The 16955-nt window shown below is 63.2% G+C and carries 22 protein-coding genes; 15 read left to right on the plus strand and 7 right to left on the minus strand.

Features of this window, described 5'->3' with window-relative positions; all coding sequences use genetic code 11:
* The first annotated feature begins 14 nt into the window (after positions 1 to 14).
* The 3 genes from AiwAL_RS06500 to AiwAL_RS06510 are packed head-to-tail and all read left to right on the plus strand — an operon-like array spanning position 15 to position 5329.
* The gene (locus tag AiwAL_RS06500; protein WP_262312353.1) at positions 15 to 1151 is read left to right on the plus strand and encodes a thiolase family protein; all 1137 of its coding nucleotides are present in this window, start codon (positions 15 to 17) and stop codon (positions 1149 to 1151) included.
* 1 nt (position 1152) lies between these two features.
* On the plus strand, positions 1153 to 3516 hold the full coding sequence (locus AiwAL_RS06505) for a 3-hydroxyacyl-CoA dehydrogenase/enoyl-CoA hydratase family protein (protein ID WP_262312354.1): 2364 nt from the start codon (positions 1153 to 1155) through the stop codon (positions 3514 to 3516).
* A gap of 22 nt (positions 3517 to 3538) precedes the next feature.
* Positions 3539 to 5329: an acyl-CoA dehydrogenase C-terminal domain-containing protein gene (locus AiwAL_RS06510; protein ID WP_262312355.1), complete on the plus strand. Its 1791-nt coding sequence runs from the start codon at positions 3539 to 3541 to the stop codon at positions 5327 to 5329.
* 157 nt (positions 5330 to 5486) lie between these two features.
* On the opposite strand, the gene AiwAL_RS06515 is transcribed toward AiwAL_RS06510, so the two are convergent.
* Positions 5487 to 6077: a hypothetical protein gene (locus tag AiwAL_RS06515; RefSeq protein ID WP_262312356.1), complete on the minus strand. Its 591-nt coding sequence runs from the start codon at positions 6075 to 6077 to the stop codon at positions 5487 to 5489.
* 210 nt (positions 6078 to 6287) lie between these two features.
* Here AiwAL_RS06515 and AiwAL_RS06520 point away from each other — a divergent pair, with 210 nt between their 5' ends.
* From AiwAL_RS06520 to AiwAL_RS06530, 3 genes are all read left to right on the plus strand, one after another.
* Positions 6288 to 6755 (plus strand): GIY-YIG nuclease family protein, encoded by a 468-nt coding sequence (locus AiwAL_RS06520; protein WP_262312357.1) that lies wholly within the window; start codon positions 6288 to 6290, stop codon positions 6753 to 6755.
* A gap of 222 nt (positions 6756 to 6977) precedes the next feature.
* Positions 6978 to 7649 carry an ISAs1 family transposase gene (locus tag AiwAL_RS06525; protein ID WP_262312358.1) on the plus strand — a complete coding sequence of 224 codons (672 nt, stop codon included), beginning with the start codon at positions 6978 to 6980 and terminating at the stop codon, positions 7647 to 7649.
* A complete protein-coding gene (locus tag AiwAL_RS06530) occupies positions 7621 to 8100 on the plus strand; it encodes an ISAs1 family transposase (protein ID WP_262312377.1) in 480 nt (159 codons plus the stop codon). Before AiwAL_RS06525 ends, AiwAL_RS06530 begins: the two co-directional genes overlap by 29 nt.
* Before the next feature lie 33 nt (positions 8101 to 8133).
* On the opposite strand, the gene AiwAL_RS06535 is transcribed toward AiwAL_RS06530, so the two are convergent.
* A complete protein-coding gene (locus AiwAL_RS06535; RefSeq protein WP_262312359.1) occupies positions 8134 to 8394 on the minus strand; it encodes a type II toxin-antitoxin system Phd/YefM family antitoxin in 261 nt (86 codons plus the stop codon).
* A gap of 107 nt (positions 8395 to 8501) precedes the next feature.
* Between AiwAL_RS06535 and AiwAL_RS06540 the strand changes: the two genes are divergently transcribed.
* From AiwAL_RS06540 to AiwAL_RS06555, 4 genes are all read left to right on the plus strand, one after another.
* Positions 8502 to 9986 carry a PAS domain S-box protein gene (locus AiwAL_RS06540; protein WP_262312360.1) on the plus strand — a complete coding sequence of 495 codons (1485 nt, stop codon included), beginning with the start codon at positions 8502 to 8504 and terminating at the stop codon, positions 9984 to 9986.
* 118 nt (positions 9987 to 10104) lie between these two features.
* Positions 10105 to 10287, plus strand: a complete 183-nt coding sequence (locus AiwAL_RS06545) for a CsbD family protein (protein ID WP_235704168.1) — start codon at positions 10105 to 10107, stop codon at positions 10285 to 10287.
* Positions 10288 to 10316: 29 nt separating this feature from the next.
* Positions 10317 to 10568, plus strand: a complete 252-nt coding sequence (locus tag AiwAL_RS06550) for a hypothetical protein (protein ID WP_235704167.1) — start codon at positions 10317 to 10319, stop codon at positions 10566 to 10568.
* Positions 10565 to 10795, plus strand: a complete 231-nt coding sequence (locus AiwAL_RS06555; RefSeq protein WP_235704166.1) for a hypothetical protein — start codon at positions 10565 to 10567, stop codon at positions 10793 to 10795. The genes AiwAL_RS06550 and AiwAL_RS06555 overlap by 4 nt, the downstream gene beginning before the upstream one ends.
* Positions 10796 to 10856: 61 nt before the next feature.
* Here AiwAL_RS06555 and AiwAL_RS06560 read toward each other — a convergent pair whose 3' ends face one another.
* The 3 genes from AiwAL_RS06560 to AiwAL_RS06570 form a co-directional block, all read right to left on the minus strand.
* Positions 10857 to 11396, minus strand: a complete 540-nt coding sequence (locus AiwAL_RS06560) for a YbhB/YbcL family Raf kinase inhibitor-like protein (protein ID WP_262312361.1) — start codon at positions 11394 to 11396, stop codon at positions 10857 to 10859.
* Between the two features lie 9 nt (positions 11397 to 11405).
* Complete coding sequence (locus AiwAL_RS06565) at positions 11406 to 12017, minus strand: ABC transporter permease subunit (RefSeq protein WP_235704164.1); 612 nt, start codon at positions 12015 to 12017, stop codon at positions 11406 to 11408.
* A 125-nt stretch (positions 12018 to 12142) separates the two neighbouring features.
* Positions 12143 to 13060: an extracellular solute-binding protein gene (locus AiwAL_RS06570; protein ID WP_235704163.1), complete on the minus strand. Its 918-nt coding sequence runs from the start codon at positions 13058 to 13060 to the stop codon at positions 12143 to 12145.
* Positions 13061 to 13142: 82 nt separating this feature from the next.
* On the opposite strand from AiwAL_RS06570, the gene AiwAL_RS06575 reads away from it, so the two are divergent.
* The 4 genes from AiwAL_RS06575 to AiwAL_RS06590 all read left to right on the plus strand — a co-directional run bounded on the left by AiwAL_RS06575 (position 13143) and on the right by AiwAL_RS06590 (position 15452).
* Positions 13143 to 13517 carry a winged helix-turn-helix domain-containing protein gene (locus AiwAL_RS06575; RefSeq protein WP_262312362.1) on the plus strand — a complete coding sequence of 125 codons (375 nt, stop codon included), beginning with the start codon at positions 13143 to 13145 and terminating at the stop codon, positions 13515 to 13517.
* A 141-nt stretch (positions 13518 to 13658) separates the two neighbouring features.
* Positions 13659 to 14117, plus strand: coding sequence for a TspO/MBR family protein (locus AiwAL_RS06580; RefSeq protein ID WP_235704161.1), 459 nt, complete (start codon positions 13659 to 13661; stop codon positions 14115 to 14117).
* A gap of 42 nt (positions 14118 to 14159) precedes the next feature.
* Complete coding sequence (locus AiwAL_RS06585) at positions 14160 to 14756, plus strand: ankyrin repeat domain-containing protein (protein WP_262312363.1); 597 nt, start codon at positions 14160 to 14162, stop codon at positions 14754 to 14756.
* A 141-nt stretch (positions 14757 to 14897) separates the two neighbouring features.
* Entirely contained in the window at positions 14898 to 15452 is a 555-nt protein-coding gene (locus AiwAL_RS06590) for an acetate uptake transporter (protein WP_235704159.1), read from the plus strand.
* A gap of 267 nt (positions 15453 to 15719) precedes the next feature.
* Here AiwAL_RS06590 and AiwAL_RS06595 read toward each other — a convergent pair whose 3' ends face one another.
* Both AiwAL_RS06595 and AiwAL_RS06600 read right to left on the minus strand, forming a co-directional pair.
* Positions 15720 to 16115: a cupin domain-containing protein gene (locus AiwAL_RS06595; protein ID WP_235704158.1), complete on the minus strand. Its 396-nt coding sequence runs from the start codon at positions 16113 to 16115 to the stop codon at positions 15720 to 15722.
* Between the two features lie 220 nt (positions 16116 to 16335).
* Positions 16336 to 16488 carry a DUF3309 domain-containing protein gene (locus AiwAL_RS06600; protein ID WP_235704157.1) on the minus strand — a complete coding sequence of 51 codons (153 nt, stop codon included), beginning with the start codon at positions 16486 to 16488 and terminating at the stop codon, positions 16336 to 16338.
* Between the two features lie 235 nt (positions 16489 to 16723).
* Between AiwAL_RS06600 and tatA the strand changes: the two genes are divergently transcribed.
* Entirely contained in the window at positions 16724 to 16954 is a 231-nt protein-coding gene (gene tatA / locus AiwAL_RS06605) for a twin-arginine translocase TatA/TatE family subunit (RefSeq protein WP_235704156.1), read from the plus strand.
* Position 16955: the final 1 nt, after the last annotated feature.

The raw sequence follows: 16955 nt of genomic DNA on the forward strand, positions 1-16955 counted from the left end.
AGCCAGTTACACAAATGACCAACGTCGTCATCGCAGGCTATGCCCGTTCACCCTTCGCCCTCGCCAAGAAAGGCGGGCTGACGCGGGTGCGGCCAGACGAAATGGCGGCGGAGGTCGTGCGCGCGCTGATCGCCCGCACCGGGGTGAAGGCCGAGGACATCGAGGATATCATCGTCGGCTGTGCCTTCCCCGAGGCCGAGCAGGGTCTGAACGTCGCCCGCCTGATCGCGCTTCTCGCCGATCTGCCGATCACCGTCGCCGGCGCCACGGTCAACCGCTTCTGCGGCTCGTCGATGTATGCCATCCACATGGCCGCCGGAGCGATCCAGATGAACGCCGGCGAGGCGTTCATCGCGGTCGGCGTGGAAAGCATGACCCGCGTGCCGATGGGCGGCTACAACCCGATGCCCTCGCCCGCGCTCCATGCGAAAAACCCCGCCGCCTACATGGGCATGGGCGATACCGCCGAGAATGTCGCGCAGCGCTGGCAGATCACTCGCGACGCGCAGGAGGAATTTGCGCTCGCGAGCCACGTCAAGGCCTCTGCCGCGCAGAAGGCTGGCAAACTCACCGACGAAATCGTACCGATCACCCTGAACAAGGCCAATGTCAGCCAGGACGAGTGCATCCGCCACGACGCCTCGCGCGAGGGCCTCGCGGGGCTGAAGCCGGCCTTCGACGCCAATGGCACGGTCACCGCCGGCACGTCCTCGCCGCTGACCGACGGCGCTTCCGCGGTTCTGGTCTGCTCGGAGGATTACGCGATGAAGCACGGGCTGCCGGTCACGGCGCGAATCAAGTCCATCGCCGTCGCCGGCTGCGCGCCGGACATCATGGGCATCGGGCCCGTTGCGGCTTCGCGGAAAGCGCTTGCCCGCGCCGGGTTGACATCGCGCGACATCAACGTGGTCGAGCTGAACGAAGCCTTTGCCTCGCAGGCGCTCGCCTGCATCCGCGATCTCGAACTCGATCCCGCCACCGTCAATCTCGACGGCGGGGCGATCGCGCTTGGCCATCCGCTCGGCGCCACCGGGGCGCGCATCACCGGCAAGGCGGCGTCCGTGCTCAAGCGCGAGGGCGGCAAATACGCGCTGGCGACGCAATGCATCGGCGGCGGCCAGGGCATCGCGACGGTGCTGGAGGCGGTCTGACATGGCAAGCGAAATCAAATCCGTCGCCGTCATCGGCGCCGGCGTGATGGGAGCGGCGATCGCCGCCCATGTCGCCAATGCCGGAATCAAGGTGAAGCTGCTCGACATCGTCAAGCCGGGCAGCGCGGACCGCAACGCGATCGCCAGGGGCGCGATCGAGCGGTTCAAGAAAATCGAGCCGGCGCCTTTGATGTCGCCCAAGGCGGCGCGGCTGATCACACCGGGCAATACCGAGGACGATTTCGCCGGCCTCGCCGAATGCGACTGGATCGTCGAGGCCGTCATCGAACGGCTCGACATCAAGCAGGCGCTTTACAAGCGGATCGCCGAGGTGCGCAAGCCGGGCTCGGTGGTGTCTTCGAACACCTCCACCATTCCGCTGTCCGAATTGATGTCGGACATGCCGGACACGCTCAAACCCGATTTCGTCATCACCCATTTCTTCAACCCGCCGCGCTATATGCGCCTGCTGGAACTCGTGACCGGCCCAGACACGAGTGCCGAAACCATCGGCAGAATCACCAAATTCTGCGACGTCACTCTCGGCAAATCGGTGATTTCCTGCCGCGATACGCCGGGCTTCATCGCCAACCGCATCGGCACCTACTGGATTCAGAGCGCGATGGTTCTGGCGCTCGATATGGGCCTGGAGGTCGAGGAAGCCGACGCGATCATGGGCAAGCCGATGGGATTCCCGTCGACCGGCGTATTCGGCCTGATGGATCTGGTCGGCATCGATCTCGGCCCGCATGTCAACGCATCGCTCGCCCGCCTGTTGCCGAAATCCGATCCGTTCCACGCGATCAATCGCGACGTCTCGATGATCGAAAAACTGATCGCCGAAGGCTATACCGGCAAGAAAGGCAAGGGCGGTTTTTATCGCAGCTCCGGCCGCGGCGCCGACAAGGTGAAGGAAACCCTGTCGCTCAAGGCGGCCGCGCAGGGCCGCCTCGAATGGCGCGCCACGGTCCGCCCGAAAATCGACGAGGTGAAGGACGCGAAGAAGGATCTGAAAAAACTCGTCGGCGCCAAGAGCAAGCCGGGCCAGTATGCCTGGGGTGTGCTCGGCCGCGTGCTCGCCTATGCCGCCTCGCTGATCCCGGAAATCGCCGACGATATCGCGAGCGTCGATGAGGCGATGCGCCTCGGCTATACCTGGAAATACGGCCCGTTCGAGTTGATCGACAAATTGGGCGCGGACTGGGTTTCGGAAAAACTTGCCGCATTGTCGATCCCGGTGCCGCCGATTCTCACCAGGCTCGGCAAAGGCACCTTTTACAAAACCGAAGGCAGCGCGCTCCTGCAATTTTGCTCCGACGGTACCTATCGTCCGGTCAAACGCCCCGATGGCGTTCTGCTGCTGGAAGACGTCAAACGCGGTGCAAAGCCGGTTCTCACTAACAAATCCGCCTCGGTTTGGGATATCGGCGACGGCGTTCTCTGCTTCGAGTTCCACTCGATCATGAACTCGCTGGACGGCGACATTCTCGCCCTGCTCGAAAAAACCATTGCGCTGGTGCAGAAATCCTACAAGGCGCTGGTGATCCATAGCGAGGATCTGCGCGCCGGTCCGGGCCGCGAGAATTTCTCGGTCGGCGCCAATCTCGGCCTCGCCGTGTTCGCCGCCAATCTGCGCATGTGGGGAAAAATCGAAGGCAGCGTCAAGGAAGGCCAGAAAGCCTATCAGGCGCTGCGCTACGCCCCGTTCCCGGTGGTCGGCGCGCCGGCTGGGCGCGCGCTCGGCGGCGGCTGCGAAATCCTGCTGCATTGTTCCGCGGTGCAGGCTTACGCGGAAACCTATATGGGCCTGGTCGAATGCGGCGTCGGGCTGGTTCCCGGCTGGGGCGGTTGCGCCACCATGCTGGCCCGCTGGCAGACCGCGAAGGACGCGCCGAAAGGCCCGATGCCCGCTGTCGCTAAAGTCTTCGAAATGGTCTCCACCGCGAAATTCTCGACCTCCGCCGCCGAGGCGAAGGACCTGAAATTTCTGAAACCCGAGGACGGCATTACGATGAATCGCTACCGGGTTCTCGCTGATGCCAAATCCCGCGCACTCGCGCTGGTCAGCGGCTACGCGAAGCCCGAGCCGGCCATGCTGCAGTTGCCCGGTGCGAGCGGCCGGGTCGGCCTTGGCATGGCGGTGGAGGAATTCCGAAAAAAAGGCGTCGCGACACCGCACGATGTCACGGTGGCGTCGCATCTCGCCCGCGTGCTGACCGGCGGCGATGTCGATATCGTCGACCCGGTTTCGGAAACCGACGTGATGGCGCTGGAGCGCGAGGCGTTCATGGCTTTGTTCCGCACCAGGGAAAGCCAGGCGCGGATCAAGCACATTCTCGACACCGGCCGGCCCTTGCGGAACTGAACGAACCAAACGGAGACTGACCATGCCGATCTACAAGGCACCGCTTGAGGACATGCGCTTTGTCCTCCACGAACTCTATGACAGTACCGCGCTCGCCGAACTGCCGGGCAACGCGGAATTCACCCCCGAGCTGATCGACAGCGTGCTGGAAGAGGCCGCGAAACTGGCCGAAACCGTGCTGTTCCCGCTCAACCAGTCCGGCGATCTCGAGGGCTGCACCTACGAAAACGGCGTGGTCCGCACACCGTCCGGCTTCAAGGAGGCGTACAAAACCTTCCGCGACGGCGGCTGGACCGCGATGGGCGCATCTCCCGACTATGGCGGGCAGGGCATGCCGATTCCGGCGGCACTGATGGTCGAGGAAATGCTCTGCTCGGCGAACGTGGCGTTCGGCCTGTATCCCGGCCTGTCGCACGGCGCCTATGTGGCATTGTCACACGCGGGCACCGAGGAACAGAAACAAACCTACCTGCCTAACCTCGTGTCAGGAAAATGGTCCGGCACCATGTGCCTCACCGAGCCGCAATGCGGCACCGATCTCGGCATGCTGCGCACCAGGGCGGTGCCGAACGACGATGGGTCCTACAGCATCACCGGCAACAAGATTTTCATCAGCGCCGGTGAACACGACCTGACCGAGAACATCATCCATCTGGTGCTCGCCCGCCTGCCGGACGCACCCGCCGGGGTGAAGGGCATCTCGCTGTTCCTGGTGCCGAAGGTGCTGGTCAAGGACGATGGCTCGCTCGGCCCGCGCAACGGCGTGTCCTGCACCGCGATCGAGCATAAAATGGGCATCAAGGGCTCGGCGACCTGCGCGATCAGCTTCGACGATGCAAAGGGCTGGCTGGTCGGCGAGCCCAACAAGGGCCTTGCCGCGATGTTCAAGATGATGAACACCGAGCGGCTGTCGGTCGGCATCCAGGGTCTCGGCATCGCCGAAACCGCCTATCAGAACGCGGTTGCCTATGCGCGCGACCGCATCCAGGGCCGCGCGCTGACCGGCACCAAGGCGCCGGACAAGCAGGCCGACCCGATCCTGGTCCACCCCGATGTGCGCCGCATGCTGCTCACCATGCGCGCCTATATCGAAGGCTGCCGCGCGCTCGCCGGCTGGGTCGCGCGCGAGCTGGAAATCCTGCACAAATCGACCGACGACGACGCGAAACAGGCCGCCGATGATTTCTCCGCGCTGATGACGCCGATCGTCAAAGCCATGTTCACAGATCTTGGCTTCGAAATCGCCTCGACCGCCGTGCAGGTCTATGGCGGCCACGGCTACATCCGCGATCACGGCATCGAACAATATGTCCGCGATGCGCGCATCTCGATGCTCTATGAAGGCACCAACGGCATTCAGGCGCTCGATCTGGTCGGCCGCAAACTGCCGCAGGATGGCGGGCGCCTGCTCACCCGCTTTCTCGATCCGGTGATGGAGTTCATCGAATCCAACGCCGATAACGCGGCGTTGGAGCCGTTTTTACCGCCGCTGCAGCAGGCGCTGGAACACGTCCAGGTCGCGACCGGCTTCATCATGGAAAACGCGATGTCCAACCATGACGAAATCGGCGCCGCCTCGGTCGATTATCTGCGCCTGTTCGGCCTGACCGCACTGGCCTTCGTCTGGGCGCGCATGGTCGCCATCGCCGCACCCAAGGCGGACGAGCAAAACGGCGCCGGCCAGTTCTATCGGGCCAAGGTGCAGACTGCGAAATTCTTCATGGAACGCCTGCTGCCGCAGACCGGTGCCCTGCTCGCCGCGATCCAGTCCGGCTCCGCCACCATGATGGAATTCGAAGACGCCGCGTTCTGACTGACAATCAGCCAAGGTGAGGCCAGGGCTCTGCCCTGGACCCGCCAAAGGCCGCAGGCCTTTGGAAACCCGGAATCAATCCCACCCTGTCATTGCGAGGCACGCAGTGCCGAAGCAATCCACGCCGCTCAAAGCGCCAGGGCGCAAGTCTGCCGCATCAGAACCAGTCGTGCTCGGGCCGGTCGAAACCGCGTGCGACATTATACGCAGTAATGTCATTCGCATCGCGGAACGTCAGGAACTCGGCACGTAGATCGCGGTAGAATTGCCGCAAGGCGGTCCAGGAACAGAGATAAACGATTTTGATCATCCCACCGCCATAGGCGGTGACGTCGCGGAACTGGTAGTGATCGATGTCCAATATCAGCTCGACATTACTCTGATCCTGATCCGCGCGACTTGGATCAAACGGCTCGATGTCGCCGAAGCTCCAGCGCTTGATCTCCAGCGCCACATCCGCCTCCACCGGCATCCAGAACACTGTCTCCCCGTTTTCCAGAAACCGGCGCATGTCGGGCAACAGGCTACAGAATTCGTCCTCGTTTGCATGAAGCGAGCCCGGCTTCGTGCCACCGCGATCCGCGCTGTTCTTCAGCACCGCGTCGTTCAGGATCGGCTGATCATCGAAGCTCGGGAAGATATTATAGAACACCCACCCAAACTCGAAGGTGCGATAGGTGATCTCCAGCGACAGGCAACGCTGCACGCGATCTGAAGCGCTATTCAATTCAGTGACCAGTTTCGCCATCAGCCGCTCACACCGATCATCGCATTATCCTGCTCGCACAGTACCGCGCCCGAACACGTCATTGCGAAGCCGCGCAGCGGCTGAAGCAATCCATTTCGCTTTCATTTCATCCCATTAAAGCGGACTACTGGCGCTCGTCCTTTTTTGTTGCGAAATATTATAAAAATGGTATAGACTATGGGAAAGGATGAGCTTGGGGGGGGGCGATCAATGGATATTTCTGTATCTTGGCACCAGCCAATGTTTTTAAATTGGAACAAAAGTCGATATGATTTTAGAAATCATACTTTAGAGAATATTATGGAGACCTCAGGTGTTTATATTTTCGGTCGCACGCACGGGAAACAGTCTTATCCGCTTTATATTGGGAAGACTGACCATCTCCGGCGACGCCTTAAGCAACATTTTAACTCAGTTAGTCTAATGCAGGGTTTGCATGAGGCGCCGGCAGGCCAACGCTTTCTTCTAGTCGGGGAAATTCAGTTTCGCTCTGGCCAGGACCATAAAAAGGTATTGAGCATTCTTGAACGTGCCACAATTGAAAAAATATTAGGCGATGGGCATGATATTTTGAATGTTCAAGGAACAAAGCGACCGTCTCATACGATCACCTTTAAAGGTAATCGAGTATCACAAAAAATGTTAGGTCGAACGATTAAGATGTTGACATCTGCATAGCATAGTGATTTCGGTTAGCCGAATATTTGTATATGACTTAAACCAAATTAACCCCCCCCCCCCACATCTCTCGCCGCCGCAGGGCTGTTCAACCCTCTGAGCTGACGGTTTACCGAGTCCGATATGCAACATGGCGTCGGAAAGTGAAGAGGCGTGAGTTTGGGGGGTTCCCGAGGCGATTGATCTGGGATTCTTGGGCAGGCAATCGACTCGGAGGTTGCCATGGCCACATTCACCCCACTGCTCGACATCCTGGCTGATGTACCTGACCCACGCCGCGCGGAGGGCAAACTCTACAAGCTGCCCTACGTGCTTCTGTTTTCGATCCTCGCGGTCGTGAGCGGCAGCGATTCCTATCGCGGTATCGTCACATTCATCGACACCCATCGCCAGACACTCAACCGTAGCTTCGGTTTGAAATGGCGCCGCGCGCCTTCCCACACCTCGATCCGCTATATCCTCCAGGGGCTTGATCCGGTCGCAGTGGAGGCGGCCTTCCGTCGGCACGCGGCGCTGCTGCACGCGGCGAACGCCAAGCCCGGTGCCGGCAGCATCGCACTGGATGGCAAGACCTTGCGTGGCAGCTTCGACAAGTTCCACGATCGAACCGCGGCTCATGTGCTCAGCGCCTTTGCCACCGACACCAAACTCGTGCTGGCGCCTCTCGATATCAATGCGAAATCCAATGAAATCCCGGCAGCACAGACGCTGCTTGCCGAGTTGGGCATCGGCGCCGACGCCATCGTCACCCTCGATGCGCTCTGCACTGTCAAAAAAACTCTTCGAGGTCGCCCAGGAAGCCGAAATCGGGCTGATCGTTCAGGTCAAGAACAATCAGCCGACCCTGAAAGGTGCGATCGAACAGATCACCGCGACGACCCCACCGCACGATAGCGACCATAGCCGCAACCGCGATGAAACCCGTATCGTCACTGTCTTCGGACCGGCCGATGCACTCGCAGGCACCAATTGGCACACCCATGTCGCCGCGATCATCCAGGTGGAACGCTCGGTTGCGACACGCAATCCCGCAACCGGGCTGCTCCACCAGACAAGCGAAACAGCCTTCTACATCGCGAACCGCCCGATCACTGCCGCTCGTGCCGCCGGCGCCATCCGCGCGCATTGGAAAATTGAAAACACTTCACATTACACAAGGGATGTCACCATGCGCGAAGACCTGTCAAGGATCCGAATCAATCCAGGCATCTTCGCCCGCATGCGCAGCTTCGGCTTCAATATCCTCATGTCCAGTAAAACCGGCACCATGAAACAGGACCGATACCGCGCGGCACTCGCCGGCGTCCGCCACCTGCTCTCACTCGTCGCTATACCGAAGCGTTGAACAGCCGTGCTCGCCGCCGCGATCAGGGCCGAATCATTGCTCGCGAGCGGAATGCCGCCTGCCTTCGCCGATCAATTCCCTGATCGAGAGGCCGGCCAGCACAACGCCTTTGCTCGCCTCCCGCAGCCTATCGGCCACGCGCCGCGCCTTCGCGCGATCGAATCCGGCCTCGGCGGCCACCAGCCGGGCAACCGGCTTGCCGCGCCGGGTAATCAGGATTTCGCCGCCGTTTTCGACTTCATCGAGCAGGGACGTCAGCCGGTTTTTCGCCTCGAAAACACCTACGCTGTGCATGACCGTTTTTCATGGCTAGCTATCTGGCTAGATTAGCGAATCCCATACAATCGCGCAATGTTCGAACGCTCTTTCCCATCCCCGCCTGCCGCGCCTAAAACCCAACCATGTCAGAACCCCTCCCGCGCCAGCACGCCGGCCTTCGCCACCTTCGCCAGATCGTCGCGGGGGTCAGCGACGGCGTGATCCTGATCGCGACCGACCAGACCATCATCTGGGCCAACGACCGCGCCCTCGCGCTGCACGGCGTCGAAACCGTCGAGGACTTGGGCGTCACCGTCTCGGAGTATCGCGAGCGTTTCGAGTTGCGCTATCGCAACAACCATCGCCTCGCCGAGGGGCAGTACCCGATGGAGCGCGTGCTGGCCGGCGAGGTGTTCGACGAGGTCGTGGTCGTGGTCGAGGTCGCGGCCGCCGACGCCAGCGATACGACCTGGACCCATCGCATCCGCAGCCTCGTTCTGGTCGATGACGACGGATTGCCCGATCTCCTTGTCCTGGTCATCGACGACGAAACCGAGCGCTACAACGCCGAGGATCGCTTCGAGCGCGCCTTCAGCGCCAATCCCGCGCCCGCGCTCATTCTGTGCCTGGACGATCTGCGCCATGTCCGGGCCAATCGGGGTTTTCTCGAAATGACCGGCTATCGCGAGGAGGACGTCATCGGCCGCTCGATCTACGAAATCGACGTTCTGGAGGGCTCGGCACGCCGCGAACTCGCGATCGAACGGCTCCAGGAGGGCCGCACCATCCCGCAAATGGAAGCGTTCCTGCAACTCCCCACCGGCGGCGAAAAATGCGTCGTCGTGGCCGGCCAGCCGATCGAGATCGGCGAAGCACGCTGCATGTTGTTCACCTTCGCCGATCTCGATGGCCGCAGGCAGGCCGAGGCGGCGCTCGCCCAGAGCGAGGAACGCTTCGAAATCGCCTTCCGCCTCGCCCCGGTTCCCACCGCGATCGCGCTGCGCAAGGGGTGCCGGTTTCTTCTGGTCAACGATGCCTTCACCCGCGAAACCGGCTACGAACAGCAGGATGTCGTCGATCGCGACGCCGTCGAATTGCCGCTCTGGGCCGATTCCGGCGCGGGCGCCGAACTGGAGCGGCTGCTGCGCAAGGATGGCCGCGTCCGCGGCCTTGACCTGCGCCTGCGCACCAAATCCGGCGATACGCTCGACTGCCTGGTCTCCGCCGAGGCGGTGGAAATTCGCGACCAGTCCTGCGTTCTTCTGGTCGCGCAGAATATTTCCGATCGCAACCGTACCCAGGTCGAGGTCGCCCATGCGATCGAGGCGGTGATGAAGGACACCACCTGGTTTACCGGCGCCGTGCTGGAAAAACTGGTTCGCCTGCGCCGCCCAGAGACCGCAAGCCCGGCCAAAACCGCCGGCCTCGCCGAATTGCCGCCCCGTGCGCGCGAGATTCTGGGGCTGGTCTGCCAGGGGCAGGACGACGCGGCGATCGCGACCCAGCTCAGCCTGTCGCGCAACACAGTGCGCAACCACGTCGCCAGCCTGTATCGCAAGACCGGGGTTTCCAGCCGGGCGAAACTGATCATCTGGGCGCGCGAGCGCGGCGTGACCGGCGCCGATTAGTTTTCACGGCTCATGCTCACTGGTATGGCCGCACCAGCCTGAAAATATATAGCGCGTGCAATTTCGCAGCAATTTTACCAGTATCGCTCCAGGTTACACCCCGACACAGGAGCGAAAAATGGACAAGGATCGGATCAAGGGCAGCGCCAAACAGGTGAAGGGTTCCGTCAAGGAAGCCGTCGGCAAAGTCACCGGCGACACCAGGACGCAGACCGAAGGCGCCGCCGAGAAAGCCGCCGGGAAGGCACAGAGCACCGTCGGCGGCGTGAAGGACAGCGTGCGCGAAAAGCTCGGAAAGTAAGCCTTCGGCGCTATTCGGGATTTTCCAAAATGCAACCAGTTCGCTCAGCGGATCGGGATGCCGCCACGCCGGGCGGCTTCATGGTCTGGACGGCAATCCTGCTGATCTTCTCTCTATTGCCTGGCAAACCGATCGCGAGGGTCGCCGCCACCACGGCCAATGGCGTCTCGACCATTCAATGGTCTCCGGTCGGGCGCGCGGAGATGGATCGCTCGAACCGCGCAAAGCCGCGGCGGCAATCCGGCGACCATGAGTTCCACCCCGGCGGAAGGCGGCAATGACCGAGTTTATGCAAATTCAATCACCAGCGGAGCCGAATGACGCAGCGCCGCCGGCGAGCCCGCCCGATCGCGCGACCCTGTCGGCGCGGCGCCTGGGCGAGTTGGCGCGTTTGATCCGCAAACGCATCGTTGAGGGTCGATTTGCGCCCGACGAGCGTGACCGGTTCGACGACCTCGTCACGGCGGAACTGGATGCGGGACGGGCCGCTTCGGCGATCCCAATTTAGGTCCGGTCTGGTGCCTTTGTTTCGCGTGAAACAAAGGACAGTTATCATTGTTAATTATACGTTAGTTCGGTTTCGCCCGCCCGTAGCGCCCGACGATCGAGGCTGACGCAAGCGAATCATGGGCGAGAGCGGCTGCGAGCGCCGCGTGGGAACGCAGCGCGGCAGCGGGAAGTTTCGTGACGCGCAGCGCATAGACGGTGAGATGGTAGTGGTGCGGTGCGTCGCCAACCGGCGGGCAGGGGCCGCCATAATGGGCGAACCCCCAGTCCGTCTTGCCCGGCTTGGCGCCGTTCGGCAGAGCCCCGCCGGCGGTGAGATGGGTTGCCGAGGCGGGGATATCCGCGACGATCCAGTGCCAGAACCCCTTGCCCGCGCGGGCATCGGAATCGAACAGCGTCACCGCGAAGCCGCGCGTTCCCGCCGGCGCGCCCGACCACGCCACCGCCGGGCTGACATTCCGGCCGGCGCAGCCATGCTGGTCGAACACCTGCGCCAGCGGAATGGTCCCGCCATTGGCGAAGGATGCCGAGGCGATGGTGAAATTGCCGGCCTGGGCGATGCCGGTGGTGGCCAGCAGAACAGCGGCGAGCAGGCGTTTCATGGCATTTCCTCAGCGTTTCGAGCCGCGCCGCAGCAGCCATAGTGGCAGCGGCAGAGCAGCGGCAAGAAAAATCCACAGCAGCGGAAACGTGGCGTCCAGCCCGCGATCCTCCAGATCGACCCAGAGCCGGATCGGCATGCCTTGCGGAAAATAAGCGAAGATCAGCACGATGCCGAGTTCGCCCACCCCGCGTACCCAGGCGAGGGCGAGTGCCGCGCCCAGTCCGTCGCGCGCCATCGGCAGGGTGATGTGGCGAAAGATCTTTTGCCGCGAAACGCCCAGGGTAAGGGCGGATTCGGCGAATTCCGGCGGGATATCGGCGAAGGCGGTCCGCGCCGCGACCACATAGGTCGGCATACCGGCATAAATGCCGGCGATCAGGAAGGCGGCGGGATTGTTGGTGATGATCAGGCCGAATTTCCCGATCAGCGCGCCGACCGGCCCGATCGGGCCGTAGAACGCCGCCAGAAGAATGCCCAGCGCGAGCGGCGGGGTGAGCAGAGGCAGCAGCAGGAACACCTGCGCGGCATGGCGCGACCTGCTCTTCGCCGTGGCGAGCCAGAGCGCCAGCGGCGTGCCGAGCAGGGCGATGACCGCGAGGGTCGCGAGACCGTAGAGCACCGAAGTGGCGATCGCCGAAGCATCGCTGCGGGTCAGATCGAACCGCGCCCAGTCGGTCAGCAGCGCCAGCCCGACGAATGGCGCGGCCAGAAGGGCGAGAACGAATGCGCCGGTGATCGCCTTGGTCAGATGGCGCCGCCTTGCGGAGGATTGTAGCCGTAGCGCGCGAACAAATCCTGACCCGCCTTGCTTTGCATGAGTGCGATGAAGGCGCGGCCGGCATCCGGGTTCGGCGCGTCCTTCGGCACGCAGGCATAGAAGACCAGAGGCTCGGTGTGCAAGACCTTGGTTTTGCCTTTCAGGTCGAGCGTGACCGCCGCCTTGGAATACCAGGGCTCGACCATGGCGGGATCGCTGAGATTGATTTCCTTCGGCAGCGGGATGAACGGCAGTTTCAGCGATTTCACCGCGCTTTCGTAACCCGATGTCGCGTCGAGTTCGCCGGCGTCGAGCCGGGCGAGCAGCGAGGGTTCGGTGAAAATCTGACGCGGGTTGATCGGCGCGCCAAGCACGCGTTTGGCCAGGCCGGGCTGATGGTAGAATTTCTCGGCGAGATCGAAGGTGAACAGGATGTTGCGGCCCTGCGGGTCGGTGCGCGGATCGGTGCGGCCGAAGCGCAGGCCCTTGCTCTCCAGCACGTCATACCACTTGGTTTTGCCCGAAGCCGCCGCTTCGAGCTGCGGCGCGAAGCGCGATTTCGGGCTGTAGGCGATGACCATGGCGGTGCTCGCAACCGGCACGGCGTGGCCGACCAGACCGGCCTTCTGCAGCACGCGGATCGGCCCTGGCGTGATCGAGACGAACACGTCGGCATGCATGGTCTTGCCGGCGATCAGGCGGGCGAGCGCGAAGGCGCCCTGGCCGATGCCGCGATAGGTGATGTGCGTCTGTTTTTCGAATTCCGGTCCGAGGCCCCGGTTCATCAGCACGCCCATCGATCCGGCATAGGCCACCGTGATCGTGCCCGATGCCGCCTTGGCCAGCGCGGGGAGGGCGAGCGCCGCGCCCGCGCCGATTCCGAAGGTCCGCCGATTGATTGCCATGAAGTCCTCCATCGTTTCGGCCGTAGCGATATGGCTAATTGGCTATATCGTCAATCGCGCGATTTCGTGATTGTGTTGCGTCATGGTGAAGGTCCGGCATCCCGAGACGGCGGGGCTGCGCATCCGCGTGGTGCTCGGCGACGGGCTGATCATCGGGCCGGGTCGGGCCGATCTGCTCGAAGGCATTCGCGAGACCGGCTCGATCGCGGCGGCGGGGCGGCGCATGGGCATGAGCTACAAGCGCGCCTGGCAGTTGGCCGAAGCACTGAACGCGACGTTTCGCGGCCCGGTGATCCTGGCCGTGAAAGGCGGGGTCGCGGGCGGCGGCGCGCAGCTCACGCCGCTCGGCGATGCGGTGCTCGACGCGTATCGGAACCTGCAGACCGCCTCGGCCGAGGCCGGCGCCGGAGCGCTTGCGGCGCTGACCGGGGCGGTGGCGGCTTCCGGTGCGAAATAACCCTAACAATCTGCCTGAAGATCGGCGCGGCACATCTTTTCAGCGGGGTGATGCAAGCCTAAGTTTGTTCTCAAAGGAGATCGTGTCTTCCGCCCTCCCGAGCGACCCGAACAGAACCGCACGCAAGGCGCCCAGTTCTGGGTGCTGGCGGGATTCGTCGCGCTCACGCTGCTGGTCGCGCTGGTTGGGGGGATGGCGGCGGCGCCTTCGGTCAGACCCTGGTACGCGGTGCTGCCGCATCCGCCGGCCTCGCCGCCGGACTGGCTGTTCGCCCCGGTCTGGACCGTGCTCTATATCGTCATGGCGGTTGCCGCCTGGCGGGTCTGGCTGCGCGGCGACCTGCTGATCGACAACCGGCGCGCGCTGGTTCTGTGGGGGTGGCAGCTCGGGGCCAATGCGGTCTGGGCGCCGGTGTTTTTCGGCCTGCACCGGCCGGGCATCGCCCTGATCGCGATGATTGCGATGAATATACTGGTCGCTCTGACCATCGCCGCGTTCCGCCGGATCGACCGGATGGCGGCGTGGCTTCTGGTGCCCTATCTGGCCTGGGGGATTTTCGCGACCTATCTGAATGCCGGGTTCTGGTGGCTGAACCGATGATGGGCTAAAAGGCACGATCCGCAATACAGGATTGCCGCCGCCATGACCGTTTCCAAGCCTGCCCTTGCCGCCGCCGTCGCCTTGCTGTCGGCATTCGCCCTGACCGGGACGGCCGCGGCGCAGATGCCGACGCCCGGTGCGCCGATGGCGGGCCCGGCGATTCATCCGCAGCCGCGCGAGGAACAGGTTCCGCCGCCCGCGCTGCCGGGAGCTGCCAATTCGGGCGATGTTTCGGCCGGCCCGATCGCGACCGCCGGGGAGGACCCGACCAAGCTGCTGTTTTCCGCGATCAATCACGGCAATTATACCGAAGCCCGCGCGGCGGTGAGCCGCGGCGCCAATCTCGACGCGCGCAACGCGCTGGGCGAGACGCCGATCGAGATGTCGGTCGAGCTGAATCGCAACGACATCACCTTCATGCTGCTGTCGGTGCGCCAGGAAGAAGGCCCCGGCAGCGGCGGCAATGCGGCGCCGCTGCCGGTGACGGTGCGGCCTTCGGCCCGGACCCCGGTTTTCCAGGCGGCGCGGAGCCGGCCGCGACCGGCGCATAGCCAGCCGGTGCGGGCGCCGGCGAGCCCCGATCAGCCGGGCGTGCCCAACCCGGCGGCGGGATTTCTTGGCTTCGGCGGGCATTCCTGACCGGGGGTCAGTGTTTCCGCCGCGCGGCGGCGCGGCATTCATTCCAAATATTGAAATATGTTGCTATCGAACGATCGGGACGCGATAGTCGGCGGCGCGGCCTGATTCGCTTGCGCCGCTCAAAAAATATTTGGAGGAGTTATGCCCGTTACCAATCCCGCCCCGCTCGGGCTGTTCGGCTTCGCCACCACCACCTGGCTGCTCAGCATGATCAATGCCGGGCTGTTTCCCGGAACCTCGGTGCCGATGGTTCTCGCCATGGCGATCGCGTTCGGCGGCACCGCACAATTCGCCGCCGGCCTGATGGAGGTTCGCAACGGCAACACGTTCGGCTTCGTCGCGTTCTGCTCCTATGGCGCATTCTGGTGGAGTTTCGCGCTGTTCGTCGAGCTGTTCGCGAAGGGCGTGCCCGGCGATTTCGTCGGCTGGTATCTGTTCGTCTGGGGCGTGTTCACCTTCGCGATGTGGATCGCGAGTTTCGCGCTGAACCGGGCAGTGTTCCTGATTTTTCTGGCGCTGTGGATCACCTTCGTGCTGCTCGCCTTCGGGATCTGGCTGGGCGCGCCGGCGCTGACCCATGCCGGGGGCTATACCGGGCTGCTCACCGCCTTGTTCGCGGCTTATCTGGCTGCGGCCGATGTGATCAACGCGACCCATGGCAGGACGATCCTGCCGGTCGGGGCGAAAGCGGCCTGAGCAACCGGCCGGCCGGCGGTGACGTCATCCGCCGCCGGCCGGCTGTGCCGGCGCGCGGAACCATGCTCGCGCCACGTTGTCCGAGATGCCGGAGTGAAACGGCACAAGACCCGCGAACCGTTCTGCGCGTTTCGCGTTGAGCATGCCAAATTGCGGATATCTCGTGTCCTACGGGTCAGCGGCTTGTCTGCATTCGCCGGCCACACCGCCATTGGGTACACACCCTAACGAAGACTTTGTCCTTAATACCTTGCGTCATGACTTGTCTCAGCGCCGGTATTGCGCGTCACTCACCTTTTCCATCCAGTCGACGGGCGAGCCGTTAAGTTTCTCCTGAATGGCGATATGACTCATGGCGGTGGTGGGCGTAGCGCCGTGCCAATGCTTTTCACCGGGCGGAAACCAAACCACATCACCCGGCCGGATTTCCTCGACCGGCCCGCCATCGCGCTGAACCCAGCCGCAGCCGGACGTGACGATCAGGGTCTGACCGAGTGGATGGGTGTGCCATGCCGTGCGCGCGCCGGGCTCGAAGGTAACCAGGGCGCCAGCAACGCGGGCCGGATCGGGTGGGCTGAACAGCGGGTCGATCCGAACCGTTCCGGTGAACCAGTCTGCCGGTCCCTTGCCAGAAGGCTGCGAGCCGCTTCGTCTTACTTCCATGCGAGTTCTCCTCTGCGCATCCGGGCGTTCAACCGATGCATGATGGTCAATCAGGTTCGGCGGTAATTTAGCATGTCGCTAGTGTGGAGATTCTGAAATTCCTATTCGTTTGCGGCGGCAATTTTAGGAATTTGAGAATCAAAGGCCACACCGCTATTGGGGACACACCCTAAGATTGAGACGGCGCAAATGCCGATGAACGGATTGGGCGCGGGGCGGGTCAGAGGATCAGCAGGATCAGGACGACCACGAGAACGAGGCCGAGGCCGCCGCCATACCAGATACCGTGCGGGCCGATGAACAACCCGCCATGCAGGCCGAAGCCGCCACCAAGCACCAACAGGATCAGCAGGACGATCAGCAGAAGCCGCATCGGGCGCTCCGTTCACGTTTTGTAGAGGTCAGATGAGGTGTCGGAGCCGGGTTTCCAAGGGCTGGGCCGGTTGCGCGGCAACGCCCCGGCATGTCGGTCCGGCCGAAACCGGGCGCGCCATTGGCGCGGCCGGCCGGTTGGGCTATGCAGAAGGCTCGGGACCGCGGCCATTGTCGGGTGGCTCGGCCATACCGATGTGCCGAGATACGTATCCCGCTGAGGAAGGATTTGGATCATGGGTGGTTTGAGCATCTGGCATTGGCTGATCGTGCTCGCGGTCGTGCTGATCCTGTTCGGCACCGGGCGCGTCGGCAATCTGATGGGCGAACTCGGCAAGGGGATGAAATCGTTCAGGAACAACCTTGCCGACGATCAGCCCAAGGATGCGTCGATGCTGGAACAGCACGTGCAGGCGCCGGCGGCGCAGGCCGGCTCGACAACGACGACCGAGCGGAACCGGGGCTGAG

It is taken from the genome of Acidiphilium sp. AL (assembly GCF_025499445.1).
In the GTDB taxonomy this organism is placed as follows: domain Bacteria; phylum Pseudomonadota; class Alphaproteobacteria; order Acetobacterales; family Acetobacteraceae; genus Acidiphilium; species Acidiphilium iwatense.